The sequence below is a fragment of the Celeribacter naphthalenivorans genome (assembly GCF_020524585.1).
Classification (GTDB): domain Bacteria; phylum Pseudomonadota; class Alphaproteobacteria; order Rhodobacterales; family Rhodobacteraceae; genus Celeribacter; species Celeribacter naphthalenivorans.
This window is the reverse complement of the sequence record NZ_JAIVLK010000001.1, coordinates 491,679-515,088: the sequence shown is the minus strand read 5'-3', so window position 1 is coordinate 515,088 and position 23,410 is coordinate 491,679. Positions and strand designations below refer to the sequence as shown.

Here is a 23,410-nt window from a genome sequence, read left to right as displayed (position 1 = left end):
AAAGCTGAGGTCAGTCTTTTGCCCCTCAGCCTTTCGACAGCCGTTCCGGCAGGTTATGCGCCCAGGCGGAAATCGTCCCTGCGCCCAGACAGACGACCATATCGCCCTCGCGGGTCTGTTCACGCACCAAACGCACCAGATCATCCTCACAGGTCACAGCACGCGCATGGCGGTGGCCGTGGCGGATGAGACCGGCGACCAGATCGTCGCGCGAGGCGCCTTCGATCGGTTCCTCGCCCGCGGCGTAAACCTCGGCAATGCCGACGACATCGGCCTCGTTGAAACAGGTGCAGAAATCATCGAACAAGCTATGCAGACGCGAGTAGCGGTGCGGCTGATGCACAGCGATGACGCGGCCTTCGGAGGCCTGACGCGCGGCTTTGAGCACGGCAGCAATCTCGACCGGATGGTGGCCGTAGTCGTCAATGATGGTCACGCCATTGATCTCGCCAACCTTGGTGAAGCGACGGTTCACACCACCGAAGGCGGCCAAGGCCTGTTTGATCTCTTCGGCTTTCATACCGAGATGGCGCGACACCGCGACGGCCGCCAAAGCGTTGGACACGTTGTGATCGCCCGGCATCGGAAGGGTGCAGCCCTCGATCACCATATCCTCGGCGGCCAACACGATGTCGAACTGCGCAACACCTTTCACATAGGTCAGATTGACAGCCCGCACATCAGCCTGGGCGTTGAACCCGTAGGTCACGACACGGCGGTCGGTGATTTTACCGACGAGGCTCTGCACCTCCGGGTGATCGGTGCAACAAACGGCGAGGCCGTAAAACGGAATGCCGGAGACGAAATCGTAAAAGCCCTGACGCAGCTTCTCGATGGTGCCCCAATGCTCCATATGCTCCGGGTCGATGTTGGTGACGATGGCGATGGTGGCGGGCAGACGGTTGAATGTCCCGTCACTCTCATCGGCCTCGACAACCATCCAGTCGCCCTGCCCCATCCGGGCGTTCGAGCCATAGGCGTGGATGATACCGCCATTGATCACCGTCGGGTCAATGCCGCCCGCGACCAAAAGCTCGGCCACAAGCGTGGTGGTCGTCGTCTTGCCATGGGTGCCCGCGACGGCGACGTTGGATTTCAGGCGCATGAGCTCGGCGAGCATCTCGGCGCGGCGCACGACCGGGAGGCCTTTGAGACGGGCGGCGTCCAGTTCCGGGTTGCCCGGTTTGATCGCGCTTGAGATCACAACGACCTCGGCGTCTTCGAGGTTTTCCGCGCGCTGGCCTTCGTAGATCACAGCGCCCAATTCTTTGAGACGATCGGTGATTTTCGAGGCTTTCAAATCCGACCCCTGCACCCGATAGCCATGGTTCAACAGCACCTCGGCAATGCCGGACATGCCGATGCCGCCGATGCCGACAAAGTGGATCGGGCCCATTTCGGTGGGAAGTTTGGTTACGCTCGCGTTCATCTTATCGTCTCACTCGTCTCTCGCCTTTTCAGGCTGTCATTTTTTTCTAAAAGCCAGATCTTCGACCAGCATCGCCAAATCTTCGGCCGCCTGCGGTTTCGCCACAGACAGCGCCGCCTGCGCCATCATCAAGGCGCCGTCGGGGTGGCTCAGCACGTTTTCGATCTGCTCGGCAAGGCTCTCGGGCGTCAGCTTACTTTCGGGGATCATGATCGCCGCGTTCGCCTCCACGAGCCCGCGCGCGTTCGCGGTCTGATGGTCTGCCGTCGCCGCCGCGAAGGGGATGAAGATCGCAGGGCGTCCAATTACGGACACATCCGCCACCGACGAGGCGCCCGAGCGGGTGATCACCAATTGGCTCTCGCTCATGCGCTTCGGCACGTCATGGATGAAGGTCTGCACATCGGCCTGAATGCCGCGCATCTGGTAGAATTCGGTCACGCGGTCGAGGTCTTCGGCGCGGGCCTGTTGACTGATGCGCAGATTGGCCAGCATCCGCTCCGGCAGGCGCGCGATGGCTTCGGGCACCACATCAGACAGGATGCGCGCGCCTTGCGAGCCGCCCATCACCAGAATTTCCATCGGATAATCGCCGGGCGCGATGTAAGGCGCTGCGTATTTTTCCAAAATCGCGCCACGCACCGGATTGCCGGTGTAGACCCCCTCGACGCCCTCGGGCAGCGTGGTCGGCCATGTGCCGCAGGCGATCTTGTCGACGCGCTTGGCAAAGACCTGATTGACCCGGCCCAGAATGCCGTTCTGTTCGTGGATCATGCGCGGCAGTTTCATCAGTGTCGCCGCCGCCACCGCCGGGATCGCCGGATAGCCGCCAAAGCCCACCACCACGGCGGGCTTGTCGCGCATGAAGTTCGACATGGCCTTGAACACGCCGCCCATGATGCGCGGCAGGACCATCGCTTTGGCCGCCAGGCCTCCGCGCGCGAAGGTGGCCGAGGGCATGACCTCGATCTCCACCGCCTGCGGGAAGGCGCCGGTGTAGCGCGCGCCACGGGCGTCGGTCGAAAGTTTGACCCGCCACCCCCGCGCCAGCATCACCTCGGCCAGAGACTGCGCCGGGAACATATGTCCGCCGGTGCCGCCAGCGGCGATGACAAGAAGGGGGGCTTGGGTCATTTGGAACCTCTTTTATATATCTGCGAAAGCTCAGCGGCCGCGACGGATCAGGATGTCACCGATCTCGCCCTGCGGGCGGGTGCGGGTAAAGGCCAGCAGTGCACCAAGCGCGATACCAGACGCGATCAAGGACGAACCGCCATAGGACACAAACGGCAGGGTCATGCCTTTGGCGGGCAAAAGCCGCACAGCCACACCCATGTTGATAAAGGCCTGAATGCCAAAGGCACAGGCCAGCCCGGTGCCCGCAAGGCGGATGAAGGGATCGCGTTCCTTCAGCAAACGCCAGAGCGAGCGCACGGTGATGGTCGCGTAAAGCGCGATGATCACGAGCACGAGGATCAGCCCGTATTCTTCGGCGGCGACCGCGATGATAAAGTCGGTATGCGCATCGGGCAGCGACCATTTCACGGTCCCCTCGCCCACGCCGACGCCAAAGAAGCCGCCCTCACGGATGGCGTTGGTGGCATAGCCGATCTGGGTCGTGGGATCGATCGTCGGGTTCAGGAACCCGTCGATGCGGCGCGCGAAGTGTTCGGAGTTGTTATAGGCGAAGGTGCCGCCCAGAACGACGAGGCCAGCAATGCCGACCAAGAGCGTCAGCGGCGCGCCGGCGACGAAATACATCACGCCCCAAGCGAAGAGAATGAGAGAGGCCTGCCCGAAATCCGGTTGCAGCGCCAAGAGGATCACCACCAGAGAGGTGATCAGGAACGAATACATCCGCCCCGGAGGCCCGCCGATTTCAAGACCGGCGGCCATGAGCCAGGCGGAGGTGATGACGAAGGCGGGTTTCAGGAATTCCGACGGCTGCACAGCGGCAAAGCCAAGCGAGAACCACCGCGTCGCGCCCTTGCCGAAATCCGTGCCAAAAGCGGGCAGAAGAAACAGCGAGAAAAGCGCGAGGACAAAACCCACGACCGCGAAACGGCGCACTTTGGCCGGGTCCATCATGGTGATGCCGATCATCACCATCAGCCCGACAGAGCCAAAAAACGCCTGACGTTTGACGTAGTGGAACAGGTCCGTGAAACCGTTCTTTTCGGCCAGAGGCGGCGAGGCCGCGAGCCCGAGCAAAAGCCCGACACCAAAAAGAATAAAGACGCAGGACAGCGTCCATTTGTCGATTGTCCGCCACCAACGCGGCAAGATCGGCTCTCCCACGCGCATCGGCGCCGAGCCATACACCATTTCTGTCATGATACCGCCTACTGCCTCGTTATCATTTTTACGCCCGGTTTTCCGGGTCTGATTTGTTCAGAATAGCGACTTTTCCGGCTTTGCGCCACTACAGATTGTGGCCTCAGAGCGATGAAACGCCATAAAGGCAGGGATTTGCCGACATCTCTGTCGAGACATGCCAAAACGCGAATTGATCCACCTTATTGTCCGTCATCATTGATCGTTAAGGGGAATCCCCGCAGTCTGGTACCAACTTACCCTCTCCCTCCTCTCAGCACGGAGCTTGTCCATGAAAATCGGGATCGTCGGCGCGGGCATGGTCGGCTCTGCCGCAGGCTATGCCATCGCGCTCAAAGGCACCGCGAGCAAGATCACCTTTGTCGATTACAACGCAGGCCTTGCCCGCGCGCAGGCCGAGGACATCGCCCATGCCGTGCCCTTTGCCTCGTCGACCGTGGTGACCTCTGGGGACTACGCCGACCTCAAGGGCGCGGGCGTGGTGATCCTCGCCGCCGGTGTGGGGCAAAAACCCGGCGAAAGCCGATTGGAGCTTTTGACCCGCAACGCCGAGGTGTTCCGCCAGATCATCGGCAAGGTGCTGGACGCCGCCCCCGATGCGATCTTGCTCGTCGCGACCAACCCCGTCGACATCATGACCCAGATCGCCACGCGTTTGTCTGGCCTGCCGCCCTCGCGGGTGATCGGCTCGGGGACGATTTTGGACACGGCACGGTTCCGGCATTTGATCGGCGAACATCTGTGCGTCGCCCCGCGCTCTGTGCATGCCTATGTGCTGGGCGAACATGGCGACAGTGAGGTCCTGTGTTGGTCCTCGGCGCGCGCAGGCGCGCTGTCGGTGAAAGATTTCGCCGCCCAGATGCGCGTGCCGCTGACCGAAGGCGTCAAGGCGCGGATTGACGACGGGGTGCGCAACGCGGCCTATACGATCATCAATGGCAAGGGCGCGACATGGTACGGCATCGGCGCGGGGCTTGAGCGCCTCGTCAGGGCGATCGCGCGCGATGAGCAGACCGTGCTGTCGGTCTCCATCGTGACGCCAAAGGTCGAGGGGGTGCAGGACGTTGCGCTCTCCATCCCCCGCATCGTCGGCGCGCAGGGCGTGGTGTCCGATCTGTTCCCGGAACTGGATGACGCGGAACATGAGGCGCTTGGGGCCTCAGCGCGGTTGTTGAAAGAGACGCTGGATGCGTTGGAGTATTGAAGAGAAAGGTCTGACGCCGAAGGCCATTCAACCAAGGATATTTAAGTGATCAGGACGTTGAAGCTAAATATTCAGTGGGCACTGCGAGAAAGACCTAAGCAAGTCCGATCTTTCACGGCATTATGTTTGAGTTTGGAAGCGTTTGCGCTCTATTTGCTAATTTTTCGCCCCGACTGGTGGGTCGAGTCGCGGCGCTATTCAGCTCTTTCAACTTGGCTCCCTTGTTTCATGTTTCCGGTCGGCTACGTCTGGGGTCTGGCTTCTATGAAAAACCATCAAAAGTAACCACCTCACCGAAACGCCGAGGGCGGCACGCCCAAATCGCGTTTGAAAGCGGCGATAAAAGCCGAGGGGCTGGAATAGCCCAGATGCGCCGCCAGATCGGTGCTGCTTTCGCCCTGTTCCAGCCGTTCGAGCGCGAACAAAATCCGACGCCGCGCGCGCCAGTCGCGAAAGGTCTTGCCGGTTTCCGTCACGAACAACCGCGCCAAAGTCCGTTCCGAGGTCCCGACCTCATGGGCGATCTCCGCCAATCCCCGCCGCTCTTCCGGGTGGCGCAAAAAGATGCCCATCGCCGCCACAAGACGCGGATCGCGCCCACCCGGCAGGTGCATCGCTGCGGGCCTCAACCGTCCGATTTCATCCAAAGCCACCCAGGCCAGTCGCCGCACCTCCGCCCGCGTCAACCCGCCCTCGACCATGCGTTCCACGACGCCCCGCAACAGCGGTGAGGTGCGCAGCACAGTCATTTCTTGCGGCAGCCCGGCGCGGGTCACATAGGGCGGCGCGACATAGAGATGATGGGTCAGAACGGCAGATTGCGTGCTGAGCTGATGTTCGACATCGGGCGGTATCCAGATCGCGTGTTTATGCGGGATGATCCAGACATCTTCGCCCGCCTGCAACCGCATCACGCCGTTGTAACACATGGCCAATTGCGCGCGCGGATGGCTGTGCGGCTCGACCGCGTAGCCCCCGCGAAATTCCTCGCGCCGGGCGATGACGGGACGCCCGGGCGTGAGGTCGAATCCGATGCCTGTGGGCGGCGCGTCCGGATTTGGCAGGTATTCGACATGATTTGGCATAATGTCGCTCTACCGCATTTCCGACATTTTTACTACATCTTTCGCAACGCGCGCCCGCCACCCGCCAGCGCCCACTCCCCCTCCCCAAGCGCAGGAGTATACATGACCTATTTCAGAGAAGCCGTCCTTGCGGTCATCACCCTGATCGCGCTTGCGATCGCTATCACCGTCCCCGGCATCTTCGCCGCCCATCAGGCGCTGATTTTCGCCATCGTCCTCGTCACGCTAGGGCTTTGGGCCACGGGCCTCGTGCCCGGCTACCTCGCCTCGCTGTTCTTTTTCACAGCCCTTTTGTTGCCAGGGTTGATGGAACCCGATGTGGTATTCTCTGGCTTCACCTCGACCGCGATGTGGTTGATCATCGCGGGCTTTGTCATCGGGGCCGCGATCACGCATTCCGGTCTTGGGGCTCAGATCGGCGAAGTCGCGCGCCCGCATTTGTCGAAAAGCTACCCCATGCTGATCGGGGGGCTCATGGTGATTGGCATGGCCTTGGGCTTTGTGATGCCGTCGTCTCTGGGTCGCTCCGCCGTATTGGTGCCCGTGGGCATGGCGCTTTCCGATATGTTGGGGCTTGAGAGAGGCTCGAAAGGTCGGATCGGCGTCGCCGTGATCATCGCCTTTGGCACCAATATGCCCAGCTTTGCGATCCTGCCGTCGAACATTCCGAACATCATTCTGTCGGGTATGGCGGATAAGGTCTTTGGCCTGGAGTTTTCCTACGCCGATTACCTCTTGCTGCATTACCCGGTGCTGGGCGTGGTCAAATCCATCGCTTTGGTGCTTTTGACGCTCTATTTCTTCCCCGCCAAAGTCGCCCCCGTTCAGGTCGAAACGCCCAAAGCCAGCCCAGCCTCGTCGCGCAAACAGATCCTCCTCATGGCGCTCCTTCTGGTCACCATCGGCTTCTGGGCCACCGATCAGTTGCACCATATCAACGCCGCTTGGATCGGCCTTGCGACCACATTCGTCTTGCTGGTGCCGCGTCTGGGTCTTGTGCCGCCGCCCGTCTTCAAAGGCGCGGTCGATTTCGGCATGTTGCTCTTTGTTTCCGGTGCCTTGGCGCTTGGTGCGGTGGTCAACAGTTCCGGCCTGGGCACCATCATCGCGCATCAGGTGGTGGGCCTCCTGCCACTCGCGCAGGGCCAGGATTTCCTCAACTTCTTCTCTCTGTCGACCTTGGGTGCGCTGACGTCTGTGTTCACCACCATGCCGGGCGTGCCTGCGGTCCTCACGCCTCTGGCCGAAGAATTGTCACAGGCCACGGGTTTCTCCCTCGAAGCCGTGTTGATGACGCAGGTCATCGGTTTTTCCACCGTGATCTTCCCCTACCAAGTCGGACCACTCATCGTCGCCATGGGGCTTGCGGGCGAGAGCACGCGTCACCTGATGAAGATGACGCTCTCGATGACGGCTCTCACAGTGCTGGTCTTCATCCCGCTCGATTACCTGTGGTGGGTGGCTTTGGGCTGGATCTAACCCAGCTTTTCGACCTCTGCCGCAAAGGCTTCGCCACGTTTCTCGAAATTCGGGAACTGGTCAAAGGACGCGGCGGCAGGGGCCAAAAGCACGGTCTCGCCCTCCTCGGCCTCAGCCGCGGCTTTGGCGACGGCCACCTCCATGGTCTCGCAAATCTCATAGGGTGTGTCACCGATCTGAAGCGCGAAATCGCGGGCCGAAAAGCCGATCAGATAGGCTTTGGAGACCGATCCCAAGAAGGGCTTCAAATCCTCAATCCCACCATCCTTGCCAAGCCCGCCCGCGATCCAGCGGATGCGGGGAAAGGCCTGAAGCGCCTTGGCGGCGGCGTCCACATTGGTGGCTTTCGAGTCGTTCACATAGCGCACACCGTTCAACTCACGCACAAGCTGCGAGCGATGCGGCAGACCTTTGAAGCTGCGCAAAGCGGCTTCGATGCCCTTCGGCGACAGGTTCAGCGCGCGGGCGGCGGCATAGGCGGCGCAAGCATTCTGATGGTTGTGTGCGCCGGGCAGACCGTCCATCTCGCGAAGGTCGATCGAGGCGGTTTGCTTGCCCTTGCGATACTCCGACAGAAAGCCTTTACGGGCAAAGATGTTCCACCCGGGACCAGAGAGTTTCTGACCGGACGAGACGCGAATGAGGCGTAGATCCTCAGGGCTTTCGACCAATTGGTTCGCCAGATAGCGCCCCTCTGTTTCGTCCACACCGATCACGGCACGGTCCGGCCCGCCCTCGGCAAACAGCCGACGCTTGGCCGCGAAATAACCGCCCATGCCGCCGTGACGGTCGAGATGATCCGGCGAGAGATTGGTAAACACCGCCACATCCGGCGTCAAAGCGCGCGCCAGATCGGTCTGATAGGAGGACAACTCCAGCACGATCACCTCGCCCTCCTCGGGCGGCTCAATGTCCAACACCCCGCGCCCGATATTGCCCGCGAGCTGACAGGGCGTGCCGTTTTCCTCGAAAATATGATGGATCAGCGCCGAAGTGGTCGATTTGCCGTTCGACCCGGTCACCGCAATGACGCGCGGCGGGGTGTCATGCTCCATCCAGTCGCCTTGGCCCAGAGAGCGAAAAAACAACCCGATGTCATTGTCGACCGGCACGCCTGCGTCCCACGCCAGCGCGATCACCTTGTTCGGCTCAGGGTAGAGATGCGGAATGCCGGGCGAGACGACGAGACAGGCCACACCCTCGAAGGCGCCCGCTTTGTGCAGATCGTGGATGGTGAATCCCTCAGCCTCCGCCCGCTCCCGCGCCTCGACGGAATCATCCCAACACAGCGCCTCGGCACCCCCGGCTTCCAAGGCCTTCGCCGTCGCAAGCCCCGAGCGCCCAAGGCCCAGTACGGCCACTTTTCTATCTTCGTATCCGAGCACAGGGATCATCGCGCTCGCTCCTTTGCTGTTCAAATACTCAAAAAAGGGGGCCTTGGCCCCCTCTCATTTCACCGCAGTTTCAACGTCGCCAGACCGATCAGCGCCAGTACCAGAGAGATGATCCAGAAGCGGATCACGATGGTCGGCTCGGACCAGCCTTTTTTCTCGTAATGGTGATGGATCGGCGCCATCAGGAAGACTCGTTTGCCGGTACGTTTGAAGTAGAGCACCTGAATGATCACCGACAGGGCCTCGACCACGAACAAGCCGCCGACGATGGCCAGAACGATCTCGTGTTTCGTGGCGACGGCAATCGCCCCCAAGGAGCCACCCAAGGCCAAAGACCCGGTGTCGCCCATAAACACGGCAGCAGGCGGCGCGTTGAACCACAGGAACCCAAGGCCCCCGCCGATCAAAGCAGCCGTAAAGACGAGGATTTCGCCGGTGCCCGGCACATAGTGCAGGCCCAGATAATCGGTGAAGTCGACACGGCCCACGACATAGGCAATCGCGCCCAAAGTTCCGGCGGCGATCATCACCGGCATGATCGCCAGACCATCAAGCCCATCGGTGAGGTTCACCGCATTGGCGGCGCCCACGATGACGATCATCGCGAAGGGAATGAAGAACCACCAGAGATTGATGAGCAAATCCTTGAACACCGGCAGCGCCAGTTGGAATTGCAGCTCTTCCGGGTGCACCATGGTGGACCACACGGAGGCGATCAAAGCGATCACGAAGCCCAGCAAAAGCCGCACCTTACTCGACACGCCTTTGGTGTTGGATTTCGACACTTTGGCGTAGTCGTCGGCAAAGCCGATCAGCCCGTAGCCAAAGGTCACGAACATCACGATCCAGACATAGGGGTTGTCGAGCCGCGCCCAGAGCAGCGTGGAAATCAGCAAAGCGGTCAGGATCAGCAAGCCGCCCATCGTGGGCGTGCCAGCTTTCGCGAAATGGGTTTCGGGACCGTCATCGCGGATCGGCTGGCCCTTGCCCTGACGACGCCGCAACAGGTCGATCAGCGGGCGGCCAAAGAACATCGCAAAGATCAGCGCGGTGAAAAACGCCCCGCCCGAACGCATGGTGATGTAGCGAAACAGGTTGAAAAAGTCCCCACCGTCGGAGAGGCCCGAAATCCAATACAACATGCGCTCAACTTACCTTTCATCACCGTGCTTCATCCTGTGCGATGGCACGCATTCTTTCCTGTGCTGCGGCACTTATTTGTCAGAGTGCTGTGGCACTTGTCCCAATTCCCGCAGCGCGTCAACCAGAAGGCTGACTTTCGATCCTTTGGAGCCTTTCACAAGCACCACATCGCCCGGCCCGATCAGCGCCGTCAGCGCCGGAACCGCCTCTTTCGCGGTCTCGAACCATTCGCCGCGCCGCCCTTCGGGCAGCACATCGTAGAGCGCGCGCATCAAAGGCCCGACACAATGGACAGCATCGACGGTGGCAAACCACGGCAGCGCCGCAATCCCTTCGTGGATCGCATTTTCCTTTTCGCCCAGCTCCAACATATCGCCCAGAATGGCGATCCGGCGCCCGGTGTCATGCGGCTGGGCCTTGGCCAGCACCTCAAGGGCAGCGGCCATGGAGGTCGGGTTGGCGTTGAAGGCATCGTCGATCAACTCGACCGGCGCACCGACGGGCAGAGAGATCGCTTCGCGTGCGCCACGCCCCTCGGGCGGTGCCCAAAGCGTGAGATCGTGGGCGGCCTTTTCGACATCCGCGCCCAAGGCATAGGCGACGGCGAGGCAGCCCACCGCATTGGCCGCGAAATGCCGCCCGGCGGTCGAAAGCGTGAAATCGACATGATCCGTGTCGATCACCGCCACGCCGCGTGTGAAGCCGTCGTCCAGCTCGACCGACATAAGCCGCGCGGCACAGGTTTCGTCCTCGCCAAAGCGAATGCTGTCCCCGTCCCAGGCGCTCGCCAGAATGTCATTCACATCGAGATCGCCGTTGAACACGGCCACGCCTCCCGGCACAAGCCCTTTGAAAATATCGGCTTTTTCGCGGGCGATCCCCTCTAAGCTCTCAAAAGCCGCCATATGGGCGGGGGCGACCGTGGTGATCATCGCCACATCCGGGCGCGCGAGTTCGGCCAAAGGCGCAATCTCGCCGGGGTGGTTCATGCCAATCTCGATGACGGCAAATTCCGTGTCTTTCGGCATGCGCGCGAGCGTCAAAGGCACGCCCCAATGGTTGTTGTAGCTGGCCTCTGCGGCATGGGTTTTGCCCTGCTCAGAGAGGATCGCGCGCAGCATTTCCTTGGTCGAGGTTTTGCCCACCGAGCCGGTGACGCCGATGACCTTGCCCTCAACGCGGGCGCGGGCAGCGGCCCCAAGGCGCTCCAAAGCGGGCAACACATCGTCCACGATCAACAGCGGCGCATCCTCTGCCACGCCCTCGGGAATGCGCGACACCAAAGCGGCGGCGGCGCCTTTTTCCAAGGCCTGCGCGACGAAGTCGTGACCGTCACGGATGTCTTTCAACGCAACGAACAAATCACCCGGCTGGATCGTGCGGGTGTCGATGGAAATGCCGGTGATCTCGAAAGATGTCGTCGTCCGACCGCCCGTCGCCTGTGCCGCCTCTTCCGAGGTCCAAAGCCTCACAGCCCCCATCACAGCGCCCCATCCAGCGCAGAGACCGCCATCGAGGCCTGTTCCACATCGTCGAACGGGAACACATCGTCGCCGATCACCTGCCCGCTCTCATGCCCCTTGCCGCAGATCAGCAAAGCATCGCCCGGTTGCAGCGCATCGACGCCTCTGAGGATCGCCTCGGCGCGGTCGCCGACCTCAATCGCCTCGGATGCGCCTGCGAGAACCTCAGCCCGGATCGACGCCGGATCTTCAGAGCGCGGGTTGTCGTCGGTCACGATCACCAGATCGGCGTTTTCCGCCGCAGCCTTGCCCATCAGTGGGCGTTTCGTCTTGTCCCGATCCCCGCCCGCACCGACGATGGCGATGATGCGGCCCATGACATGCGGGCGCAGCGCCTTGATCGCGGTCGCGACGGCATCGGGGGTGTGGGCATAGTCGACGAACACCGCCGCGCCATTGTCGCGCGTTGCGGCATGTTGCATCCGCCCGCGCACACCGGTCAGTTCCGGCAGGCAGGAAAACACCTCTTCGGGATCGGCGCCTGAGGCCATCACGAGACCCGCGGCCGCCATGACGTTTTCGGCCTGAAACCCGCCGATCAGATCGAGGCGGATTTGGTAGATATTGCCCACGAAATCAATGCGCAGGTCTTGGCCGGTCGCATCGAACCGCTGGCCGACAATGCGCAAGTCAGACGCATCCGAGCGCCCCACCCGCATCACATCGATGCCACGCTCGGCACAGAGGCCTTCGAGTTCCATGCCCTTGACGTCGTCAATGTTGATCACCGCCACGCCATCCTCGGGCAACACGCGGGTGAAGAGACCGGCCTTGGCGGCGAAATAGGCCTCGAAGGTGGCGTGATAATCCAGGTGATCTTGGGTGAAATTGGTGAATGCGGCGGCGGTCAGTTCGACACCGTCGAGACGCCGTTGCGCCAGACCGTGAGAACTGGCTTCCATCGCGCCATGCGACACGCCCGCGCGGGCGGCTTCTGAGAGCATGCCATGCAGCGTGATCGGTTCCGGCGTGGTGTGCGGGCTTGGTGCCTGCCAATCGCCTTCGACGCCGGTGGTGCCGATATTGATCGCGGGCACGCCCAAGAGCTGCCAAATCTGACGGGTAAATGTCGCGACCGAGGTCTTGCCATTGGTGCCGGTGACGGCGACCATGACGTCGGGCTGCGCGCCGTAAAACAACGCCGCGGCATAGGCCAAAGCCTGACGCGGGTCTTCGACCACCACAACGGACGGGCGGTGTTCGGCAATTGCCTCGGCGGCAAGGCGCGCGCCTTCAGGGTCGGTCAGGATGGCTTTGGCCCCCATCGTGAGCGCCATCGGCACAAAGGAGGCGCCATGGGCATGCGCGCCGGGGAGTGCTGCAAACAAATGGCCGGGCTCGACCCGACGGCTGTCTACGGAAAGCCCGGTGATTTGGGCCTCGCCGCCGCTTTGCGCGGTCAATCCCAGCTCCGATAGAGATTTCATCATGACCGCGCCTCTCTGTTCGCTCACTGTGTCGAGGTCAGTGTTACCGCAGCTTGGGAGGGGGATTCAATCTCGGGACGCAATCCCAGAAGCGGCGCCGTGCGGCGGATCACCTCGCCCGCCACCGGAACCGCGGTCCATCCGGCGGTGCGGCGCGGTTTCGGGCCGGAGGTTTCGACCGCCTCATCCATGGTCAGGATCAGAATATATTTCGGATTTTCCGCCGGAAAGACCGAGGCAAAGGTGTTGATGGTCTTGTCCGGGTAATAACCGCCTTGTGGGCGCGGTTTATCCGCCGTGCCGGTTTTGCCGCCAACGTGGTAGCCCGGCACTTCGGCGAAGGAGGCGGTGCCTTCCGGGCTCGCCACCACTTCGCGCAGCATCGTGCGGGCGGCGCGGGACACCTCTTCGCGCACGACACGCGGACCTTTGGGCACGAAGCCCTCGCGTTTGATCAGCGTCGGCGTCACCTGCGTGCCGCCATTCAGGAGAGAGGCGTAAGCGGTCGCCAGATGCAGCGGCGAGGCCGACAGACCGTGACCATAGCCGATGGTCAGGGTCGAAAGCTCCGACCAATGCGGCGGCAACAGCGGTTTGCCAGAGGGCGCCTCGGAGAGTTCCACCGGCACAGGTTCGAAAAAGCCCAAGGATTTCAAAAAGGCCTGCTGGCGCTCCACGCCAATCTGTTGCGCGATATGGGCGGTGGCGACGTTCGAGGATTTGACAATCATGCCCGTCAGGCTGAGGTTCGGACCGTAGTTGTGACCTTCGAATTCGCCGATGGAAAACTTGCCCCAACGAAACGGCGGCGTGGCGGGGATCAGCGTGTCGGGACCAGCCAGACCCAGCTCCATCGCCTGCGCTGCGGCGAAAATCTTGAAGGTCGAACCCAGCTCATAGACGCCCTGCACCGCGCGGTTGAACCGTGGGTTGTTGCTCGGGTCTTTGCCCTCGAAAAACTCGGGGCGCGAGTTCGGATCGAAATCCGGCAGCGACACGAGAGAGATGATCTCGCCGGTGTTGGCATCCATCATGACGGCGGCGGCGCCCTTGGCGTTCAGCATCCGCATGCCGCCATACAGCACCTCGCGAATGGTGGTCTGCACCGTCATATCGATCGAGAGTTGCAGCGGCTTGTCGCCATTGGCCGGGTCGCGCAGATAGGCGTCCATCTGTTTTTCGATGCCGGACTGACCGACGATTTCGGCGCTCATCACACCTTCGCGACCGAACTTGGTCCCGCCCAAAACATGAGCGGCCAACATGCCATTCGGGTACAAACGCTCTTCGCGCGGGCCAAACAACAGACCCGGCTCGCCGATGTCATGCACGGCCTGCTGTTGCTCCGGCGCGATCTTTTTCTTGATCCACAAGAACTTGCGCGTGCCGGTGAAGTCGCGGATCAGACGCTCGCGGTCGAGATCGGGGAAAATCCGCACCAGTTCTTCGGCGGCGTGGATCGGGTCGATCATTTCCTGCGGCTGGGCGTAGAGCGAATTGGTCACGCGGTTGGTCGCCAGAATGCGCCCGTTGCGGTCCACGATGTCGGCGCGCTGCGCCAGAATGGGCGTGCCGGAGGCCTCGGCGCGCGGCTCTTCGGGCACGGTGGCCGACACCTGCCCCATGCGAGCACCGACGACGACGAAGGCCGAAACGAAACACAGGCCCAAGACCAAAAGCCGCCCCTCGGCCCGAAGGCGGGAGCGGTCGCGCATTTCCTCGTGACGCAGGCGCAGGTTTTCGCGCTCGATGGCGTCCGGGTTTTCGCCCTTTTGCCGGGCTTGCAACACGCGGGCGAGCGGGCGGAGTGGTGTGCGGATCGTCATTCTTCACCTTCTCCGGCGTCAATCGCCTCCAGCGAGCCCACCACATCGTAGGTCTCGGTCAGCTCCAAGATCAGGTCTTCTTCCTGCGGGAAGGCCACCTGATCGACACGGCCGAATTGTTCGGGTTGAAACGGCAAGAGACCCAGACGGTCAAAGTTGATCGCCGCCAGATCGCGCAGCCGCTCGGGGCGGTTGAGATAGGCCCACTCGGCCTTCAACACGGCCAATTCTTCGCGCTGATGCCCGATCTCGCGCTGCAACTGACTGACCTGTCTCAGCACGCGCTGGGTGGCGTAGTTTTCTTGGTAGGCCCAAAAGCCCAACCCCATAACCACCAGACTTGCAACAATAATATAGAACCCACGCATCGTTAATCTCGCCTCAGGACTGGTTTCGGCAACCCCATCGCTGCTCGGTCCACCGCCTCAAATGGGGCAGCGGTCCGACGACCGACCCGCAAACGCGCAGACCGCGCACGCGGATTTACGTCTAGCTCGTCCGCATCGGGACCGATGGCTTTGGAGAGCTGCTCGAAACCGGGTGTTTTCACCTCTTGTTCAGGAGCATAGCGCGACCCGCCACCCCCCGTCGAGGCCCTAGCTTGGAAAAAACGTTTCACAACGCGATCTTCGAGCGAATGAAAGCTCACGACCGCCAGTTGACCGCCCGGTTTGAGCGCGCGTTCGGCGGCTTCGAGCCCCTCAATGAGCTGCCCGAATTCGTCATTCACCGCGATGCGGATCGCTTGAAAGGTGCGGGTCGCCGGGTGGCTTTGCCCCGGCTTTTTACGCGGCAGCAGGCGCTCGATCAGATTGGCGAGTTGCAAGGTCGTGGTGAAAGGCGCTTTTTCGACGCGATCCTTCACGATGGCACGCGCAATTTTGCGCGACTGCTTTTCCTCGCCGTAGTGAAACAGCACCTCGGCGATCTCCGCCTCATCCGCCGTGTTGACGAAATCCGCCGCCGACAGCCCGTCCTGCGACATGCGCATGTCGAGCGGGCCGTCTTTCATAAAGGAAAAGCCACGCTCAGCCTGATCGAGCTGCATCGAGGAGACGCCAAGGTCGAGCACCACGCCGTCGAGGCCGGAGGCATAGTGGTCCATCTCGCCGAAGGTGCCGAGCACCAGCTCGATCTTGCCCTTGTAGGGCGGCTCATTGATCCAAGCGGCGGCCATCTCATGCGCCAGCGGGTCGCGATCCACACCGGTGACGTGATCCGCGCCTTCCGCGATCAGACCTTTGGTATAGCCGCCAGCGCCAAAGGTGCCATCGAGCCAGCGGCCTGTGATGGGCGCGCATTCCCGCAAAAGCGGGTTCAGCAGGACAGGAATGTGGGGTTTGGTGTCATCCGAGGCCATCTCAGACCTCCAGATCGTCCAAGAGGCTCAGCGGATCGAAATCATCGCCCTGCTCTTCCAGCCATTTGTCGGAAATCGCAGCATCCACGGCCTCATGCGTCTCCGGCTTCCAAATCTCGAAAGTCTCGCCCATGCCAGCGAAATAGGCCACGCCATCGAGGTCGATCTTGTCGCGCAAAGGCTGCGGCAGGACCAGACGGCCATCGTTGTCCACCTCGGTCGGGCGCGCGCGGTTGAGGATCATGCGCTCCATGATCTTGCGCTTTTCCGAGCCACGCGGCAGGCGCGCGATGTCGGCGGCCAAGGCGCGGTAGCCTTCATAGGTATGAACGATGAGTTGTTTCTGTTTGTCATGACCATAAACGATGACCATGCGGGGACGGCCGGTCTCGGCGGCCAGAGGATCACCCAGTTCGAGTTCACGACGAAAATCGGCGGGGATCGACACGCGTCCCTTTCCGTCCACCTTAAAGGTGTGTTCGCCGATAAACATCCCGACCACCGGGGCGCTCCTTATCCTGTCCCTACCCCGAAACTCCGGGGGCTTTTAAGCGAAACGGCGGAATGAGCTGCTGCCACTGCTCAATCCGCCGCCCTCGTCCCGATTTACGGGTTGTCCGGACTGCGCGCGCCACCTGGGGGGATGTCTGCTCGCTCGCGCGCCGGATCTCTTTATTCTGGTGAGGTTGGAGCCTGTATGAACCTGACTTATGGGTCTTTTTTTCGCGGTCTTGAATGCGCCGCTCATTTCCTACTCACCGGATGAACCAACTATGCTACGGGAATTCATGGTAATCAATGGATTTATTCTCCACAGGCTCAACATATTGCTCCACAGAGGTATCCAACTCAAGGTCTTGTGCTGCGAACTCACAAAAGCGAGAGCATATATAGATAAATATGGAGAAAACTTAACCACATTTAGTGATCAACCCCCCCTCCCTCCGCAAAGGCACATTCCCAGAAAAAATTTATATACAGCCTCAAACACACAGAAATCCACGGAGTTATCCACAGGCTTGTGCGCAAAAGTGATTCGCCCACAGAGTCAGAGACCACTGAGAAACCATGAATTCCCAGAATTCCCATGAAGTCCCGTGGGCCAAAGTTCATCGCGTCCCATGAAATCCCAGAGGCGTGACATCCCGTTCACCAAAGACGCAAAAAGGGGCCCGAAGGCCCCTTTTCGTCCACGAGTTGGAACTTGGTTCAGAAGTCGAGCGTCGCCGTCAGGCTGACCGTGCGGCCCGGCGCATAGATCGCCGTGGCGCGCGTGCCGTTGCCGAAACTGGAGCGTTCGTAGTAAGTTTCATCAAAGAGGTTATCGACACCGAGACGCAGGGTCGTGCCCTGAAGGGCTTGCGGTTGCCATTCGGCATAGGCGTTCACAAGGGTATAGTCGCTTTGCGATTGGTAGTCTCCGGCATAATCGATGGACCCGGCCCATTCGACAGTGCCACCAACCTTCAGGTTATACTCCGCAAACTCTTGATCGACATAGAGCGCCGCCGTATCGCCCACCGGCATGAAGGTGCTGCCATTGGGCTCAATGTCCTCGCCATCATAAGAGGTATCGACATCGGTGTAATTCACGCCCACGCGCCCCGTGCCCCAGCTATAGGCCGCATTGACCGTATACCCTTCGCTCTCGTAATCGGCGTCATTGGTCAAAGCGCTGGCGCCATAGTTCGGACGCCCCTCAACCGTGGTCTTAAAATAGGTCAAACCACCCTGAAACGCCCCGAAGTTGGCGTTGAAACCGACTTTGACGTTTTGCGACTTGCCCGCTGCGAAATCGGGATCGGTGATATAGGGCTCGGCACGGGCATGCAGATAGGCGTAATCGCCGATCACATAGCCAAGCCAGGTTTCGGACGCGCCAGCAAAGATCTCGACGCCATCGACCACCTCATAGGACAGAGTGGCATTGGCGCTTGCGCCGCTGTCGGAGAAACGCTCGCCATTCCAGTCGTCGAAACGATGGAAATCATAGCGCGCGCCGGTCGAGAGATCGAACCGGCCGAACTCAAGCCGCGCCTGTGTGAAAAGCCCGATCTGCGTGGTTGAGAAATTGCGCAGCCCGGCCCCGTTGTCGCCATAAGCATCGACGGAGAAATCGTGCTGATTGAAATCGAGACCCGCCGTGACCGTGCCGCTGTCCAAAGTGAAGACGTTCTGGACCTTGCCGCCGAATTGATCCTCTTCGAGCGCCATATCGCCATTGGTCAAGCGACCGTCATGGTCATAGTTCGGACGCCAGTAATCGTTTTCAGAGAAATAGAGGGACACTTCGGGGTCCCACTGATCCGTCGGCGCGGTCGTGGTGTATTTCACAGAAATCGTGTCGCGGGTCACCTCCATCGGGTAGAGCGCATCGGTGCTCTGATAGAGGTTCATCTTGACGGTGCGGTCCTCTTTGTCTTCGTCATGAGCGTAGTTCAACTCAATGCGATGTTCCGCGAATTCATACCCGAGCTTTGCGAGAACGCCGCCCGCGCCCGGCGCAGAGCCAAGAACCTCTTCGCCATCGCCGGTCTCGTAATCGTCGCCGTCCTGTTTGCTGACCATCAAAAGCCAATCGAAGCCGTTGTAGGCGCCAAAGCCCGCGAGGCTGCCAGATAGGCCCTGACCATTGTCGCCGTAGCTCAAACTTGCGCGCCCGCCGATTGCGTCGCCCGGCTCCAAAAGATCGTAGGCCGACACAGTCTCATAGCGCACCGCACCGGCGGCGGCGGCGAACCCACTGTCGGCGGCGGCCGCACCTGCTTCGACCTCGACGGATTTCAGAAAGGCCGGATCGAAGACGGACGAACCGGTGTGGTGCCAACTTGTGGCCGCCTGAGGCGTGCCGTCGATGGTGACGGCGAGGTTGGATTGCTCCATGCCAAAGACGTGAATACGGCGGGCCGGACCTGCCCCGCCCGCGACCGTGACCGCAGATTCACGCGCGAACAATTCGCTGACGTTTTTCGGGCTGAGCGCCTGAATGTCCTCTTCGGAAATCACGGCACCGCCGGTGGCCTCGATGTTCTCCTGCCCCTCCTCGACCAGCGACACGACAATCGTGTCGAGGACATGGATTTCCTGAGCAACACCCGCAGACGCGAAGGCAACGTGAGACACGCCACACAACGCCACAACACGCGACATCTTCATAAATTATCCCCTCTCTCACTACACTTTGCTGTGTATTTTCTGCGCAGCTACGCGACCAAGGGAAGAATCACAAGTATTTTTGTCAGGAATTTATATCATTGTAATAAAATGAATTTTCCAATCATCAGAAAGGAAATGCCTTCACCACCTTCAGAAAATCCAAATTAACAAATAAAAACAGTAAGGTATAAGAAACCCCGCCGAACCACGCCGGCGGGGTTGTTTTTTGCATGCGCCGCCTGTCTCACAAGCGGCGCCCGTTTTGCGCTTATCGCGGCTCTGCGTGCAGGCCCCGCCATGTGGCGTAGCAGGCCAGCAACAGCACGATGGTGAACGGGAAACCGGTCGAGACGGCCATCGCCTGAAGCGCACCGAGGCCACCGCCCAGCAAAAGCGCAATCGCGACGAGGCCTTCGAAGCCCGCCCAGAACACACGCTGCGGCACCGGCGCATCGACCTTGCCGCCCGCCGTGATCGTGTCGATCACCAGCGAGCCGGAGTCCGACGAGGTGACAAAGAACACGATGACCAGAATGATCGCGATGAAGGAGGTGATGCCTTTGAGCGGCAGAGCCTCCAGCATGGCGAAGAGTTTCAACTCAAGCGCCGCATCGGTCACCGCCGTGTAGCCGTCATTGACGATCTGGCTGATCGCAGTGCCACCAAAGGCCGTCATCCAGAGGACAGAGACCAGCATCGGCACGATCAGCACAGCGACCAGGAATTCGCGCACGGTCCGGCCCCGCGACACGCGGGCGATGAACATGCCCACAAACGGGGACCAGGAAATCCACCACGCCCAGTAGAAGGCGGTCCAGCCTTGGCGGAAATTGTCGTCCGTGCGCCCGAACGGATTGGAAAGCGCGGGAAGATCAATAACATAGGCTTTCAGATTGGCGAAAAACCCGGTCAGGATCGCCACCGTCGGCCCAACAATGATCACGAACAACAACAACAGCGCCGCAAGCCCCATGTTGATCTCGGAGAGGCGTTTGACCCCCGCATCGAGCCCCGCCACCACGGACAAAAGCGCAAAGCCGGTGATGATGGCGATCAGGATGACTTTCGAGACATCGTTGACTGGAATGCCGAAGAGGTGGTTGAGCCCCGCATTGGCCTGTTCCGCCCCAAAGCCCAGCGAAGTCGCCAGCCCGAAAAGCGTCGCGAAGACCGCAAGAATGTCGATGATATGACCCGGCCAGCCCCAGATGCGTTCACCAAAAATCGGATAGAACACCGAGCGCACTGTCAGGGGCAGCCCCTTGTTAAAGGAGAACAACGCCAGAGAGAGCGCCACAACCGCGTAAATCGCCCAAGGGTGAAGCGCCCAATGGAAAATCGTCGCCGCCATGCCCAGACGACGTGCAGCCTCGGCATCGCCCGGCGCGCCTGCCAAAGGCGCCCAGCTATCGGGCGTGCCTGCGGTGTCGGCGAAAGACGAGGAGAAATGCGAGATCGGCTCGGAGACGCCATAGAACATCAAACCGATGCCCATGCCCGCCGCAAAGAGCATCGCGAACCAGCCGCTATACGAATAGTCGGGCGTGGCCTCCATGCCGCCGATCCGCACCTTGCCGTAAGGCGACAGGATCAGGAAAAAGCAGAACAGCACGAAAATATTGCCCGCCAACAGGAAGAACCAATCGAAAGTCGAGGTCAGCCAATCGCGCAGATGGGTGAAAATCGTCCCGGCCTCTTCTTGAAAGGCCAGCGTCACGAGGACGAAAATCAGGATGGAGAGCCCGGAAATCAGGAAAACCGGGTTGTGAATATCAAGGCCGACTGGCCCGACACTTGTGGTGATATTGTCCTGACCGATTTCGTAATCGGTCTCGATCAAAGCGGCCTCGCCCTCTGGGGCGGGAATGCCGTCATCGCTCATGGGAATACTCCTTGGAGATTTAAATAAGATACGCCCTGCCCTCCGAACCAGCGCGTCCAGAGGGGCAAAACCGGCGTCAGGTCGGATCAGCCGCGCACAAGAAAGACAGAGGCGTCGGTGTGCGTTGCCAGCTTGCCGCCATGCGACGGCCAGAAGTGATCTGCGACATTCGGGACATGGGTGGCCATGACGACCAGATCGGCGCCCGCTTCCTTGACCGCCTTGGCCAAAGATTTTTCGAGATCGACGGCGGGATCGTGACTGACCACAGCGCGGGTTTCGGCCGCAAAACCGTGTCGTTTGCCCTGATCTTGCGCGAATTGCGCGAGACGTTCTGCATATTCATGCGGGTTGTGCCCCAAGGAGCCGGGGGTTTCCGCTGTGACACCGACATAGGTGACGGAGGCACCATAATGCAATGCGAGATCAGCGGCCGCATCCAGAGCGCGGGTCAGCTTATCCACATGTGCGAGGTCCACAGGGACCATAATTTTGGTAAACATGTTGTCCTTCCGGAGAGTTTTAGCGGGCTTGCCGGCCCGTCGATATCCTTTCGGCAAGACGCATCGCAGGTGAGCGATGCGCAGCAGTGTTCCACATCGTGGCAAGATGCTTTTCAGCCCGTCAACTATAGACCCAAAGCGCCCAATTGGCAAATTTACGCCACTTGAAATGCAAAGCGCCCCCGAAAAAGGGGGCGCTAAATCTCGTGTAAAACCTAGGATTTAGGAGAGTGCCAGAGGCGTCACTCAGGCCACGCCGTCTTTCACCAGACGCTCAGCGAGTGCCATATAAGGCGCCGCCAGCGGTCCGTCGCCGACCGCCACGGGCGTGCCATTGTCGCCCGCAAGCCGCGCCTCGATCGCCAGCGGCAGTTCGGCCAAAAGCGGCACGCCGAGCTTATCCGCCTCCTGCGCCACGCCGCCATGGCCAAAGATGTGATCTTCGTGACCACAGTTCGGACAGACATAGGTGGACATGTTCTCAATGAGGCCCAGCACCGGCACTTTCAGCTTTTCGAACATCGAAATGCCGCGCCGCGCGTCAATCAGCGCCACGTCCTGCGGCGTCGAGACCACCAGCGCGCCGGTGAGTTCGGTCTTTTGCCCCAGCGTGAGTTGCACATCCCCCGTGCCCGGCGGCATATCGATCAAAAGCACATCCAGCTCGCCCCAGGCCACCTGCCCCAGCATCTGTTGCATCGCGCCCATCAACATCGGCCCGCGCCAAACGACCGCTTCGCCATCGGGGATCATAAAGCCGATGGACATGAGCGTGACGCCATGGGCGTGCAACGGCTCGATGGTCTGACCATCTGGCGAGGCGGGGCGTTTGTTGATCCCCATCATGCGCGGCTGCGACGGGCCGTAGATGTCGGCATCCAAGAGGCCGACCTTGCGCCCCTGACGCGCCAGCGCCACGGCGAGATTGGCGGAGACGGTGGATTTGCCCACGCCGCCCTTGCCCGACGCGATGGCGATGATGTGCTTGACGCCCGGCACGCCTTGCTTGCCCTGTTGCGGGGTCGGATGGCGGCCGATCTTGAGGCTCGGCGGCTCGCCTCCGGCGGCTGGCGCCGGTTTCGGCGCGGACGACCCCGATGACGGACCATGTGCCGTCATGACGATGGAGACCTTTTCCACGCCATCCAAGGCCTCAAGCACGGCTTTTGCCTGCGATTCGACCTGCCCCCAAGCCTGAGCCGTGGCCGCATCCGGCGCCTCGATCACGAAACTGACCGTTCCCTGACGTAGGGTCAAAGCCCGCACAAGGTCGGATTCCACCAAGTTCGAGCCCCCGGGCAGCGCCACTTTGCGCAGTTCAGCCATGATTTGATCTTGCGTGACGGACATTGGGTCCCCTCTTTCAGTTTTCGGCGGCTTTGTCGCCTTTCCCCATGAAATAGGGGGTTTACTGACCTATTTCCAGCGCTCAATCCGGCGCGCGCCCTGCCCCTTTGGGCGAAATCGGGGAGCTATGCAAAATAGGTCAGTACGACTCATGCATATTCTGCATAGCGGCAATGCCAAGAGGACGGATTGTGCAATCGCAGCAATTCCACAATATTAGGTTCAACAGCAGCCAAGGCATGCACCTTCGACCGCAGCAAAGCGGTTCGCTTCGAAAAACCAGATGGTTCACTCGAAGACCGGCAGAAGCCCGAAGGG

18 protein-coding genes are annotated in these 23,410 nt (G+C 60.8%); 2 read left to right on the top strand and 16 right to left on the bottom strand.

Annotated elements, in window-relative coordinates:
* Positions 1 to 25: 25 nt before the first annotated feature.
* The 3 genes from murC to LC094_RS02530 are packed head-to-tail and all read right to left on the bottom strand — an operon-like array spanning position 26 to position 3,763.
* On the bottom strand, positions 26 to 1,429 hold the full coding sequence (gene murC, locus LC094_RS02540; RefSeq protein WP_226549990.1) for a UDP-N-acetylmuramate--L-alanine ligase: 1,404 nt from the start codon (positions 1,427 to 1,429) through the stop codon (positions 26 to 28).
* Positions 1,430 to 1,465: 36 nt separating this feature from the next.
* The gene (gene murG, locus LC094_RS02535; protein ID WP_226549989.1) at positions 1,466 to 2,563 is read right to left on the bottom strand and encodes an undecaprenyldiphospho-muramoylpentapeptide beta-N-acetylglucosaminyltransferase; all 1,098 of its coding nucleotides are present in this window, start codon (positions 2,561 to 2,563) and stop codon (positions 1,466 to 1,468) included.
* A gap of 30 nt (positions 2,564 to 2,593) precedes the next feature.
* Positions 2,594 to 3,763, bottom strand: coding sequence for a peptidoglycan glycosyltransferase FtsW (locus LC094_RS02530; protein WP_226549988.1), 1,170 nt, complete (start codon positions 3,761 to 3,763; stop codon positions 2,594 to 2,596).
* A 271-nt stretch (positions 3,764 to 4,034) separates the two neighbouring features.
* Between LC094_RS02530 and LC094_RS02525 the strand changes: the two genes are divergently transcribed.
* Positions 4,035 to 4,967, top strand: a complete 933-nt coding sequence (locus LC094_RS02525) for an L-lactate dehydrogenase (RefSeq protein ID WP_226549987.1) — start codon at positions 4,035 to 4,037, stop codon at positions 4,965 to 4,967.
* Positions 4,968 to 5,257: 290 nt separating this feature from the next.
* Here LC094_RS02525 and LC094_RS02520 read toward each other — a convergent pair whose 3' ends face one another.
* On the bottom strand, positions 5,258 to 6,052 hold the full coding sequence (locus tag LC094_RS02520; RefSeq protein ID WP_226549986.1) for an AraC family transcriptional regulator: 795 nt from the start codon (positions 6,050 to 6,052) through the stop codon (positions 5,258 to 5,260).
* Between the two features lie 102 nt (positions 6,053 to 6,154).
* Here LC094_RS02520 and LC094_RS02515 point away from each other — a divergent pair, with 102 nt between their 5' ends.
* Positions 6,155 to 7,531 (top strand): SLC13 family permease, encoded by a 1,377-nt coding sequence (locus LC094_RS02515; protein WP_226549984.1) that lies wholly within the window; start codon positions 6,155 to 6,157, stop codon positions 7,529 to 7,531.
* Here LC094_RS02515 and murD read toward each other — a convergent pair.
* From murD to LC094_RS02455, 12 genes are all read right to left on the bottom strand, one after another.
* Positions 7,528 to 8,925: a UDP-N-acetylmuramoyl-L-alanine--D-glutamate ligase gene (murD, locus tag LC094_RS02510; RefSeq protein WP_226549982.1), complete on the bottom strand. Its 1,398-nt coding sequence runs from the start codon at positions 8,923 to 8,925 to the stop codon at positions 7,528 to 7,530. The two genes, LC094_RS02515 and murD, sit on opposite strands and share 4 nt — an antisense overlap.
* A gap of 59 nt (positions 8,926 to 8,984) precedes the next feature.
* Positions 8,985 to 10,067: a phospho-N-acetylmuramoyl-pentapeptide-transferase gene (mraY, locus tag LC094_RS02505; protein WP_226549980.1), complete on the bottom strand. Its 1,083-nt coding sequence runs from the start codon at positions 10,065 to 10,067 to the stop codon at positions 8,985 to 8,987.
* 72 nt (positions 10,068 to 10,139) lie between these two features.
* A complete protein-coding gene (locus LC094_RS02500) occupies positions 10,140 to 11,549 on the bottom strand; it encodes a UDP-N-acetylmuramoyl-tripeptide--D-alanyl-D-alanine ligase (protein WP_226549977.1) in 1,410 nt (469 codons plus the stop codon).
* Complete coding sequence (locus LC094_RS02495) at positions 11,549 to 13,021, bottom strand: UDP-N-acetylmuramoyl-L-alanyl-D-glutamate--2,6-diaminopimelate ligase (protein ID WP_226549974.1); 1,473 nt, start codon at positions 13,019 to 13,021, stop codon at positions 11,549 to 11,551. The genes LC094_RS02500 and LC094_RS02495 overlap by 1 nt, the downstream gene beginning before the upstream one ends.
* Positions 13,022 to 13,041: 20 nt before the next feature.
* Positions 13,042 to 14,844: a peptidoglycan D,D-transpeptidase FtsI family protein gene (locus LC094_RS02490; protein WP_226549971.1), complete on the bottom strand. Its 1,803-nt coding sequence runs from the start codon at positions 14,842 to 14,844 to the stop codon at positions 13,042 to 13,044.
* Positions 14,841 to 15,212, bottom strand: a complete 372-nt coding sequence (gene ftsL, locus LC094_RS02485; RefSeq protein WP_226549969.1) for a cell division protein FtsL — start codon at positions 15,210 to 15,212, stop codon at positions 14,841 to 14,843. Before ftsL ends, LC094_RS02490 begins: the two co-directional genes overlap by 4 nt.
* Positions 15,213 to 15,214: 2 nt before the next feature.
* Positions 15,215 to 16,204, bottom strand: coding sequence for a 16S rRNA (cytosine(1402)-N(4))-methyltransferase RsmH (gene rsmH / locus LC094_RS02480; protein WP_226549967.1), 990 nt, complete (start codon positions 16,202 to 16,204; stop codon positions 15,215 to 15,217).
* Between the two features lies 1 nt (position 16,205).
* A complete protein-coding gene (mraZ, locus tag LC094_RS02475; protein ID WP_226550349.1) occupies positions 16,206 to 16,697 on the bottom strand; it encodes a division/cell wall cluster transcriptional repressor MraZ in 492 nt (163 codons plus the stop codon).
* 716 nt (positions 16,698 to 17,413) lie between these two features.
* Positions 17,414 to 19,360, bottom strand: a complete 1,947-nt coding sequence (locus LC094_RS02470) for a TonB-dependent receptor plug domain-containing protein (RefSeq protein WP_226549965.1) — start codon at positions 19,358 to 19,360, stop codon at positions 17,414 to 17,416.
* Positions 19,361 to 19,628: 268 nt separating this feature from the next.
* Positions 19,629 to 21,242 (bottom strand): BCCT family transporter, encoded by a 1,614-nt coding sequence (locus LC094_RS02465; RefSeq protein ID WP_226549963.1) that lies wholly within the window; start codon positions 21,240 to 21,242, stop codon positions 19,629 to 19,631.
* A gap of 86 nt (positions 21,243 to 21,328) precedes the next feature.
* Complete coding sequence (locus tag LC094_RS02460; RefSeq protein WP_226549960.1) at positions 21,329 to 21,745, bottom strand: universal stress protein; 417 nt, start codon at positions 21,743 to 21,745, stop codon at positions 21,329 to 21,331.
* A 246-nt stretch (positions 21,746 to 21,991) separates the two neighbouring features.
* Positions 21,992 to 23,095, bottom strand: coding sequence for an Mrp/NBP35 family ATP-binding protein (locus tag LC094_RS02455; protein WP_226549957.1), 1,104 nt, complete (start codon positions 23,093 to 23,095; stop codon positions 21,992 to 21,994).
* Positions 23,096 to 23,410: the final 315 nt, after the last annotated feature.

What these genes read in the sequence shown, in the direction of transcription:
- murC (WP_226549990.1), bottom strand. Translation starts at nt 1,429, where the DNA reads ATGAACGCGAGCGTAACCAAACTTCCCACCGAAATGGGCCCGATCCAC.
- murG (WP_226549989.1), bottom strand. Translation starts at nt 2,563, where the DNA reads ATGACCCAAGCCCCCCTTCTTGTCATCGCCGCTGGCGGCACCGGCGGA.
- LC094_RS02530 (WP_226549988.1), bottom strand. Translation starts at nt 3,763, where the DNA reads ATGACAGAAATGGTGTATGGCTCGGCGCCGATGCGCGTGGGAGAGCCG.
- LC094_RS02525 (WP_226549987.1), top strand. Translation starts at nt 4,035, where the DNA reads ATGAAAATCGGGATCGTCGGCGCGGGCATGGTCGGCTCTGCCGCAGGC.
- LC094_RS02520 (WP_226549986.1), bottom strand. Translation starts at nt 6,052, where the DNA reads ATGCCAAATCATGTCGAATACCTGCCAAATCCGGACGCGCCGCCCACA.
- LC094_RS02515 (WP_226549984.1), top strand. Translation starts at nt 6,155, where the DNA reads ATGACCTATTTCAGAGAAGCCGTCCTTGCGGTCATCACCCTGATCGCG.
- murD (WP_226549982.1), bottom strand. Translation starts at nt 8,925, where the DNA reads ATGATCCCTGTGCTCGGATACGAAGATAGAAAAGTGGCCGTACTGGGC.
- mraY (WP_226549980.1), bottom strand. Translation starts at nt 10,067, where the DNA reads ATGTTGTATTGGATTTCGGGCCTCTCCGACGGTGGGGACTTTTTCAAC.
- LC094_RS02500 (WP_226549977.1), bottom strand. Translation starts at nt 11,549, where the DNA reads ATGGGGGCTGTGAGGCTTTGGACCTCGGAAGAGGCGGCACAGGCGACG.
- LC094_RS02495 (WP_226549974.1), bottom strand. Translation starts at nt 13,021, where the DNA reads ATGATGAAATCTCTATCGGAGCTGGGATTGACCGCGCAAAGCGGCGGC.
- LC094_RS02490 (WP_226549971.1), bottom strand. Translation starts at nt 14,844, where the DNA reads ATGACGATCCGCACACCACTCCGCCCGCTCGCCCGCGTGTTGCAAGCC.
- ftsL (WP_226549969.1), bottom strand. Translation starts at nt 15,212, where the DNA reads ATGCGTGGGTTCTATATTATTGTTGCAAGTCTGGTGGTTATGGGGTTG.
- rsmH (WP_226549967.1), bottom strand. Translation starts at nt 16,204, where the DNA reads ATGGCCTCGGATGACACCAAACCCCACATTCCTGTCCTGCTGAACCCG.
- mraZ (WP_226550349.1), bottom strand. Translation starts at nt 16,697, where the DNA reads ATGTTTATCGGCGAACACACCTTTAAGGTGGACGGAAAGGGACGCGTG.
- LC094_RS02470 (WP_226549965.1), bottom strand. Translation starts at nt 19,360, where the DNA reads ATGAAGATGTCGCGTGTTGTGGCGTTGTGTGGCGTGTCTCACGTTGCC.
- LC094_RS02465 (WP_226549963.1), bottom strand. Translation starts at nt 21,242, where the DNA reads ATGAGCGATGACGGCATTCCCGCCCCAGAGGGCGAGGCCGCTTTGATC.
- LC094_RS02460 (WP_226549960.1), bottom strand. Translation starts at nt 21,745, where the DNA reads ATGTTTACCAAAATTATGGTCCCTGTGGACCTCGCACATGTGGATAAG.
- LC094_RS02455 (WP_226549957.1), bottom strand. Translation starts at nt 23,095, where the DNA reads ATGTCCGTCACGCAAGATCAAATCATGGCTGAACTGCGCAAAGTGGCG.